This is a genomic window from Nonomuraea glycinis, assembly GCF_014646515.1.
GTDB lineage: Bacteria > Actinomycetota > Actinomycetes > Streptosporangiales > Streptosporangiaceae > Nonomuraea > Nonomuraea glycinis.
In genome coordinates, this window is record NZ_BMNK01000001.1 from 754,860 (window position 1) to 763,691 (window position 8,832).

The 8,832-nt window shown below is 68.5% G+C and carries 5 protein-coding genes; 4 read left to right on the forward strand and 1 reads right to left on the reverse strand.

Annotated elements, in window-relative coordinates:
* The first annotated feature begins 16 nt into the window (after positions 1-16).
* From IEY87_RS03480 to IEY87_RS03490, 3 genes are read left to right on the forward strand one after another with little or no spacing between them, the layout of a single operon-like run.
* A complete protein-coding gene (locus IEY87_RS03480) occupies positions 17-1,420 on the forward strand; it encodes a TIR domain-containing protein (protein ID WP_225276882.1) in 1,404 nt (467 codons plus the stop codon).
* Between the two features lie 2 nt (positions 1,421-1,422).
* Positions 1,423-3,237, forward strand: coding sequence for an SPFH domain-containing protein (locus IEY87_RS03485; RefSeq protein ID WP_189136972.1), 1,815 nt, complete (start codon positions 1,423-1,425; stop codon positions 3,235-3,237).
* A gap of 3 nt (positions 3,238-3,240) precedes the next feature.
* On the forward strand, positions 3,241-3,675 hold the full coding sequence (locus tag IEY87_RS03490) for a toll/interleukin-1 receptor domain-containing protein (RefSeq protein WP_189136973.1): 435 nt from the start codon (positions 3,241-3,243) through the stop codon (positions 3,673-3,675).
* A 36-nt stretch (positions 3,676-3,711) separates the two neighbouring features.
* Here IEY87_RS03490 and IEY87_RS46555 read toward each other — a convergent pair whose 3' ends face one another.
* Positions 3,712-8,019 carry a tetratricopeptide repeat protein gene (locus tag IEY87_RS46555; protein ID WP_189136974.1) on the reverse strand — a complete coding sequence of 1,436 codons (4,308 nt, stop codon included), beginning with the start codon at positions 8,017-8,019 and terminating at the stop codon, positions 3,712-3,714.
* A 139-nt stretch (positions 8,020-8,158) separates the two neighbouring features.
* Here IEY87_RS46555 and IEY87_RS03500 point away from each other — a divergent pair, with 139 nt between their 5' ends.
* Positions 8,159-8,638, forward strand: coding sequence for a toll/interleukin-1 receptor domain-containing protein (locus IEY87_RS03500; RefSeq protein ID WP_189136975.1), 480 nt, complete (start codon positions 8,159-8,161; stop codon positions 8,636-8,638).
* Positions 8,639-8,832: the final 194 nt, after the last annotated feature.

Consider the following 8,832-nt stretch of genomic DNA (forward strand, 5'->3'; position numbering starts at 1 on the left):
GGGCGACTTGTTCGACGTGTTCATCTCGCACGCCCACCACGACGCGGAGTGGGCCGAAGGGCTGGCCGGAGAGCTCGCCGTCCACGGGGTCAAGGTGTTTCTCGACGAGTGGGACATCCTCCCCGGGGATGTCGTCGTGCACAAGGTGGACGACGCCGTCCGGCGGTCCCGCGGTGGTATCGCGATCATCAGCCCAGCCTCCCTCGCCTCCCCGCGCGCCCAGGACGAATACGCCACGCTGGCCACCGCCTCAGCGGCCGGCGGCCTGCGTTTCATTCCGGTCCTGATCGGTGAGGTCGCTCTGCTGCCGTCCGCCGAGAACCGGGTCTGGCGCGACTTCCGGGACGTGATCGGGCACGGCTACACCAAGAAGGTCGCCGAGCTGGCCGCCGTCCTCCTCGACCGCGAACCCGAACCGAGCGGCCGGGTGCCGTTCGAGAACCTGCGGGCCACGCTCCCCTCGCCGCCGCGTCCCCTCACCGAGCCTGAGCCGCACCGCATCGTGATCCGCTACGTGCGGGCCGACGAGGACTACGGCGAGCGGCTGGCCGAGCAGCTCCGCGCGGCCGGGCTGCCGGTCTGGACGGCGGGTGACCTGCGGCCGGGCGACGAGCCCTTCTGGGTGCTGCGGCAGCAGCTCGGCCACGCGGTCGCGGTCATCGTGCTGATGTCGCCGCAGTCCCAGGACTCCGCCGACATCACCCGCGACATCGTGGCCGCCAGGGAGCGCGGGCGTACTGTGTTCCCGATTCTGCTGCACGGCGAGCGCAACTACCACCTGGCCGCCACCTGGTACGTGGACGCCCGCGACGGCAGGCTGCTCGGCCCGGAGGAGCTGAACATCCTGGCCGCGCTGCACCGGGCCGACGCGGCGGGCCGGCCGCTGAGCCCGGCGCGCGCGCTGCCCGCCCCGGCCACCCGGCCGCTGCGCGCGGTGCGCATGCCGCCCTCGCTCTCGCTCGACCGGCTTCGGGAGTACCTCGCGGAGGGCCGCTGGCGGTACGCCGACCTGCTCACCACCGATCTGCTGCTCCGCGAGGCCGGCCGATCCGCGGAGGGTTACCTGTGCGAGGCGGACGGCAGGAAGTTGCCTGCCGGGCTGCTGGCGGGCATCGACGCGGTGTGGTCCGAGCACACCCACGGCAGGCAGGGCTTCGCCGCCCAGTCCGGGCTCGCCCGGGTGCGAACCGGGACATACACGGAGTTTCTTGAGCTGACTCGCGCATGCGGCTGGTGCGACGAGCGTGACGAGGTGGCGGGCGGCTACCGCGACTTCGCGGGGCGGGCCGGCGGGCGGAGCGGCTTCTACCCGACCCTGCGCAACCCGCAGAACGAACGGTACCTGAACTGGTACGACCAGTGGACCGAGACCGTGCTCGCGGTTCACCGCAGGTCACGCGCCTGGGAAGGGAAGGGATAGCGGTGGAGGCAGCTGTCGTCCTGATGCTGCTGGTCCTGGTGCCGGCGGGCGCCGGATACCTGTGGTGGGCGGGCCGGGTGGTGGTGCCACCGGACCACGTCGGCCTGATACGGCGCCGGATCGGGCGTCGGGACCAGGAACACCAGCGGATCACCCCGCACAACCTGTACGGCTGGCAGGCGCGCACCCTGCCCCCCGGGTCGCCGAGCTGGCTGATGCCGTGGCTCTACCACGTCCAGTTCGTACCATGGGTGCGCATCCCGGAGAACATGATCGGTCTGGTGGAGGCCGAGGCGGGGAGGGAACGGCCGCGCGACCGGCGTTTCGGCCGCCGGGTGGACGGCGGTTGCGACAACTTCCAGAACGGTCCGGCCTTCCTGCTCCGCGGCGGCGAACAGGGCCCGCAGGTGGACGTGCTGCCCGGCGGGCAGTCGTACTACCTCAACACCATGCTCTTCAAGGTCACCCTGGTGCCGTGCACCTACGTGCCGCCGGGCACCGTGGGCCTGGTGATCGCCAACGCGGGCCGGGTCCGCCCGCCGCACCGCCCCTTCGGCACGCACGTGGAGTGCGACAACTTTCAGGACGGCCAGGCGTTCCTGGACGGTGGCGGAGAGCAGGGCCGCCAGCTCGCCATCCTGCCCGGCGGCACCCACTACGACATCAACCCCAAGATGTTCCAGGTGATCACCGTGGACAACACGGCGGAGTCCCGGGACGGGCTGACCTCCGATCACCTGCAGGAGATCGCCATCCCGGTCGGCTGTACCGGCGTCGTGGTGGCCCTGGCGGGCGCGGTGCCCCGGCGGCCGGCGAACGACGCGGTGACGGAGGAGGACCCGGTCGGCCCCCGGATCGAGGGGCACGGCAACTTCCGCCTCCCGTGGGTGTTCCTGGACCTGGGCGGCTGGCTGGGCGTACAGGAGGAGACCCTGGATCAGGGCGTCTCCTACGCGCTGAACCCGTGGTTCGTCCGGGTGGTGCTGATCCCCACCCGGGAGCTCATCCTGGAGTGGAAGGACAAGAGCGGGGACGAGGAACGGAACTACGACGCCGAACTTGAGCAGATCACCGTCCAGATCCAGGGGTTCCGGGTACGGGTGCAGCTGAGCCAGACGCTGCGGATCCCGCCCGAGGCCGCGCCCCGGGTGGTCAGCCTGTCCGGCGGAACCGGGACCTCCCCGCTCGGCGGCCTGGTGGAGGACCCCAGGCCGGTGCAGCGGTTCGTGGAGAAGTCGCTCGGCGAGACCGTCGCCTCGTACTTCACCGGGATGGCTGCGGCGACCAACGTGGGGGAGTTCCTGCGCAAGGCGGCGCAGGCGCAGGTGGAGCTCGGCACCAAGGTGCGCCAGGCGCTGATCGCGCGGGGCGTCCGGTCCATCTCCACCAACCTGAGGTCGTTCGAGGCGGACGATCCCGAGCTCAACGCGATGCTGCAGAGACAGGCCGAGCTGGCGCTGAACCTGGAGAACGTGGGGTCGGAGCACCGGCTGGTCCGGGCCGGGGACCGGCTGGACGAGATCCGGGTGCAGGCCGAGCGCCGACGGGCGGTGCTGGAACTGGAGGCCGAGATCGAGGTGCTGGGCCGGGACAACGTGGCGATGATCCGGATCATCCGGGAGATCTCCAACATGCCGGTCCCGGACTACATCGGCGGGGACATCGGGAGCTACATGAACGCGCTCCCGATCACCACGGTGCAGAACCTGCTCGGCCACCTGCGCACCCTGCGCACCGGCCACGAACTCGACCCGGCTGAAGCCGTGGACGTTCAGCAGATCCCGTCCGCCCCCGAAACCCTCCCGCCCAGGAGTTGACCCGTGCCCGACGCGTACGACGTGTTCCTGTCCTACGCCCGCCCCGACCGCGACCGGGTGGCGGCCCTCGCCGACCGTCTCCTGGCCGAAGGGCTCACCGTCGCCTGGGACGAGGCCTTCATCCAGACCGGTGACCTCATCGTCGTGAAGATCGACGAGGCGATCCGGAACTCGGCGAACAGCATCCTCGTGTTCAGCACGGCCTCGATCGGCAGCGCCTGGGTGGAGAACGAGTACGCCGCCCTCATGAAGCTCGCCATCGAGCGACGACGCCGATTCATCCCCGTGCTGACCGAAGACGTCTCCCTGCCGCCCCTCGCCGAAGCCCGCTCGTACGCCGACTTGCGCGAGTCCAACCGCCCCAACTGGGACAGGGTTCTCCAGAAGATCATCCGAGCCCTCCAGTCGGCGGGCGCACCGCCTCCTTCGCCGGCATGACCCCGGGGTTCTCGCGAGCGCTGCCGGCCACCTGAATCAGGCTTCGGTGTCGGTTTGGTTGAGCCAGTCGGTGAGGGTGTCGATCGACTGGGTGTCCAGCAGTTCGGCCAGGTGCTGCCGGAATCGTTCCTCGCCGAGGTGGTGGCGTTGGCGGGCGAGCCAGTACAGGTCTATGGCGGCTTCCGGTGATTGGAGTTCCAGGCGGATGGCCAGGGCACGCGTGTTGCAAGCCACTGCTTCGGCCGTCCTGCCGGTCTCGGTATACAGCACCCCGACCTGGCTGATCGTCGAAGCCATGCCGGCTCGGTTGCCGAGTTCCTCGTCGATGGTCAGGGCACGGCGGTAGTCAGTCTCAGCCTGCACATACTCACCCCGCAACTGGGCGATCATGCCGAGCTGGTGGTAGCCGGTGGCCATGCCGGCCTGGTTGCCGAGCTCCTCCTCGATGGTCAGGGAGCGGCGGTAGTCGGTCTCGGCCTGCGCATACTCGCCCCGCAGCTCGGCGATCCTGCCGAGCTGGTGGTAGCCGGTGGCCATGCCGGCCCGGTCGCCGAGTTCCTCGTTGATGGTCAGGGCTCGCCGGTAGTCGGTCTCGGCCTGCGCATACTCGCCCCGCAACTGGGCGATCATGCCGAGCTGGTGGTAGCTGCGAGCCATGCCGACCCGGTTACCGAGTTCCTCTTTGATGGTCAGGGCTCGCCGGTAGTCGGTCTCAGCCTGCGCATACTCACCCCGCAACTGGGCGAGGATGCCGAGTTGGTGGTAGCCGGTGGCCATGCCGGCCTGGTTGCCGAGTTCCTCGTTGATGGTCAGGGCGCGGTGGTAGTCGGTCTTGGCCTGCGCATACTCGCCCCGCAGCTCGGCGATCCTGCCGAGCTGGTGGTAGCTGCCGGCTATGCCGGCCTGGTTGCCGAGTTCCTCGTTGATGGTCAGGGCGCGGCGGTAGTCGGTCTCAGCCTGGGCGTACTCGCCCCGATCCTGGGCGATCCTGCCGAGCTGGTGGTGAATCACGGCCTGCTCGTGGCTGCCGTCGGGGAACCAGGCCATCATCTCGCGAACAAGCTGCTCCTCCCACGCCCATGCCCCCCACCGGTGCAACCGTTCGCCCACCCAGTCCGTCGCCTCGGCCGCGCCGTCCAGGTCGCCGGCGGCGTGGCAGTGGAAACGCACCTCCAGCATGTCGAGCAGATCGTCCTGCTCATCCTGCGGGCGGGTCCGCACCCGCCAGCGCCAATACGCCGCCGCCGCCACATGCGCCGCCCGCACCTCCTCAACAGGCGTCCGTCCCGGATCGGCCAGCGACGCGGCCGTCCACCTGTGCACCACCACCAACGACCCAGCCAACCCCCCAAAACCATCTCCACCCGACCCGCCAGGCCGGCCACCGAAACCACCCTCACCAGACCCGGCAAGATCACCACCATCCGCCTGCGCCGGCGCCAGCAACCCCAGCCCGGCCAGCGTCTCCACCGCCGCATCCACCCCCACCGGCTCCACCACCGGCACCGCCCGAACCGCGGCCAGGTCCACCCGGGCGGCCTCCAGCTCACCGGCCGACAACCCCACATCCCCCAACCCCGCCCCCGGAACGGTCTCCCGCGCCCGCTCCACCCGCTCGAACAGGCGGCCCAGCCGCTCCTGCCGCCGCTCATCCTCAGGATCAGCCGGAGCCGGGGCCGAGACCGGCCACACCAGCCCGGCCCGATCCACCGGACGCCGATACACCGACACCCCCACCAGCAACCGCCGCGCAAACCCCGGCAACACCCCCAGCAGATCCGCCAGCAGCACATCATCGGCCGCCAACGTCACCGCCTCGGCCACCACCGCATCCACCCCACCCACCACAGCCCGAGCACCCACCCCCCGCAACCACCCCGCCGGATCAACGATCCCCCGCCGCTCCAGCAACCCCTCCAACCGCTCCCGCACATCAGCGAACCGCGCCCGCCCACCCCGCAACACCGCATCCAAATACTCCAACGTCCGCGGATGACCCCCCACAACCACCCACGCCCGCCGCTGATCCACCAACCCCAACCCATCCAACCCCGGCAACCGCCACATCAACTTCCGCGCCTCAGCCCACAACAACGGACCCACATGAAGGACGGTCAAGAGCTCGCGCGCATCGCTGGGCAGCGGGACCGGGTACCGACTGGTGACGATCAATTTCCTCGGGGAACCCGGTTGCGTCCAGGCGGTGAGGAAGGCGGCCAGCTCTTCATCCAGGAAGGACGGAGTCTGCCGCAGGTTGAGGTTGTCTTCGAAGTTGTCCAGCAGCAGCGTCAGCGGTGGGGCTTTGATGCTGGCTGCGACATCGGCCGGCAGCTGGGCGAGCGCTTCCGCCAGAGCTTCGAGACGGATTTGCCAAGGGAAGTCCAGGCGTCGTAGGAACTGGGAGATCTCCCGCAACGGTCCAGCGGAGGCGCCGAGGGCGGCGGTGGCCACGAGGATCTTGTCGGCGGCCTTGGTGAGGATCTGGTCGGGGCTCGTCCGTCCGACCAGGGAGATGACCAGCCCCGCGGCCACGCCTTGCTGGGCGAGGAGTTCGGCGGCCAGGGTCGACTTGCCGACTCCGCCGGTGCCGTGCAGCACCACGAAGGGGTGCTGGCCGCGCAGCACAGAGGACAGAATGCGCAGTTCGGTTCGGCGGCCGACAAAGTCGCCCACTCTGCGGACGATCACTTTGCGATCGAGGGTGGGTACGTAAGGCGCCTGGACCCGCTCCACCCCGTTGCCGATGTCGTACAGCGGCAGACCGGGGCCACGCTGGAACAGCGCGGGAGTGGCCCACTCGGCGAGGAGGGCATCCGGGCTCGCCGGAGGCTGGTTCCGGCGCCACTGTTCCAGGGCGTGGCGGGCTTGGGAGAGTGCGGTCAGCACCTCGGGTCGTGGGCGGATGGCCAATTCCTGGTACAGGGCTCCGGTGAGCAGGCTTGCGTAACGGTCGGTCACCGAGGTGGTCATGGCCAGTACGGCGGGAACGCCCGCATCCAGAAGCCCGCGGGCCAGTCCGATGAGGGTCTTCTCTTCCGTGCTGCCTGTCGGCTTGTCGGCTGTGCGGGTGTCCAGCGCGGTGGAGCAGCCGGACAGCACCACCAGAGGCACTCCCTCATTCGGGTTGATCGCGGTGGCGAGTTCTTGCGCGGTCACCTCGTGTACGCCGCCGACGGCGTTCTCCAGCAGCAAGACCCCGGGTTTCGCATGACAGGAGATGTGGAGAACGTGGAAACGCTCTTGCTTCAGTGCCTGCGTGATCGCCGCGAGCGTGCCCTGGTTGAGGATGCGCACGTGGGCGGCGGCGTGGCGACGGGCCTCGTCGACCGCGTCGAGTATGAGGCGGAGTTCGTCCTCCATGTGCAAGAGCGGACCGGCGTCAGGCCCTTCGGGTGCGGCGATGACGGCAAGAATGCGCAGTGGTGCTTTGATGGCGATTGCCGGAGGCGGACCCTCCGTAGGCGGCTGACGGAACATTTCCGTATGCGCATCGAGCACCAGCACCTGGTCGTGGTGGGGCAGCAGCAGCGTCTCCCAAGGTAGCTCGGCGAGCTCGCCTTCGACCTGCAGACCCAGGCGCAGGGTGCTGTTGCTCCGGCGGGCCTCGGCGAGATCGGCCGCCAGGGCGTCGCCGGCCGCGCCGGACAGGAACGTCTCGCCCAGCGCTCTGCCGACCGTGACCAGCCGATCTGTGAGCAGCGCCCCTGGGTGCTCGGCAAGGTCCGAGCCTTTGACATGGTGGCTCGTCCGGGCGGTTCGAGCGCGCTCCAATTGCCACAGTCGGCGTTCGAGCGCATGGGTCAAGGGGCCCGGTTCGTGTCGGGCGCGTGGCTCTTGACCGGCGAGTCCGTAGCTGACCTCGCCGAGGCCGAGCCGCAGCACTCGGTGCATGGCCCCTTCGGGCCGCAGCAGCCGGTGAGTCGGCAGCGGCGCTTCATCCGGGCGTCGGCCTCGCAGTGCCAGCAGTAGGCCCAGGTAGGGGCCCTCCTGATCCTCGCCTCTGAAGTCAAGGGGAGCTCGGGCAGCGGCGAACAGATCAAGGGGTACGTCCTCGATCAGGGCGGGGATGAACCGGTAGGCGTCCGGGGCGGCCAATAAGGCTTGATATTTCGCGGCCATCCATCTGTCCGCGTGGGTGGAGCGGCTATAGACGAACACGCATGTTCTGGCGGCGGTGAGTACTTCTTCGATGGTGTGGATGATGATGTCGCCGGGCAGATAGTCCTCCAGCGCGGCCCTGAACCCATCGGTGGCCAGCCGGGCCTGGAGCTGTTTGGCCCAGGAAAGATCGGCTTGGGCGTACACGATGGAGAGGTCGTACTCCACGCTGGTTGGATCGCTCATGTTTCTTCCATCTCGGCGGCGCTGGTTCCCGGGCCTCTGTTGGACGTCGGAGGGAAGACCTAAGTTGCCTCTGCGCGAATAATGCACCACTTATTGTGATCAACGGCCACCTGGAGCGGTCAGGGTTTAGCTTTACAACATGCCCACGGGGGGCGAACGGGCATGGGGTGCTGGTGCGCAGGAGGCGGTATTTATGGTGCAAAACGGGAAATACGACGCGTTCGTCTCCTACTCCCATCATGATCGTGACTGGGTGAAGCAGTTCGTCGGGCGACTTCAGGGCCTGGATCTGAAAGTCGCCTGGGACGGGGAGTTCATCCAGGTCGGGGATCTCCTCGTCATCGACATTGAGGAAGCGATCCGTAACTCCGCGAACGGCATATTGATCTTCAGCCCGGCCTCGGTGGCGAGTAAATGGGTGAAGAACGAGTACGCGGTCATGATGCAGCGCGCGATTGAGAATGACCGCCGCTTCATACCGGTCATCATTGAGGACGCCGAGATTCCCCTCTTCGCGCATGCCCGTTACGCTGCTGATTTTCGCGATACCAACAGCGCACGCTGGGATGAGGTTCTCCAGCAGATCGTTCGTGCGGTGCGGCATGGCGATGAGCCATGACGACCACTTATGACGCGTTCATCTCCTATGCGCCGCAGGACACCGCCTCGGCTGACGCGGCATCCCCGGAAGGGTTGAACCGCGCCGGGCGGGCGGCGTAAGCGGCCCGCCGGTCGTGATGTCCTGTAGGGATCGTCTAGATGGTGAGCTGCTTCTACCAGCGGAAACGCTGCCTCGCACCGTAATGAGGATCA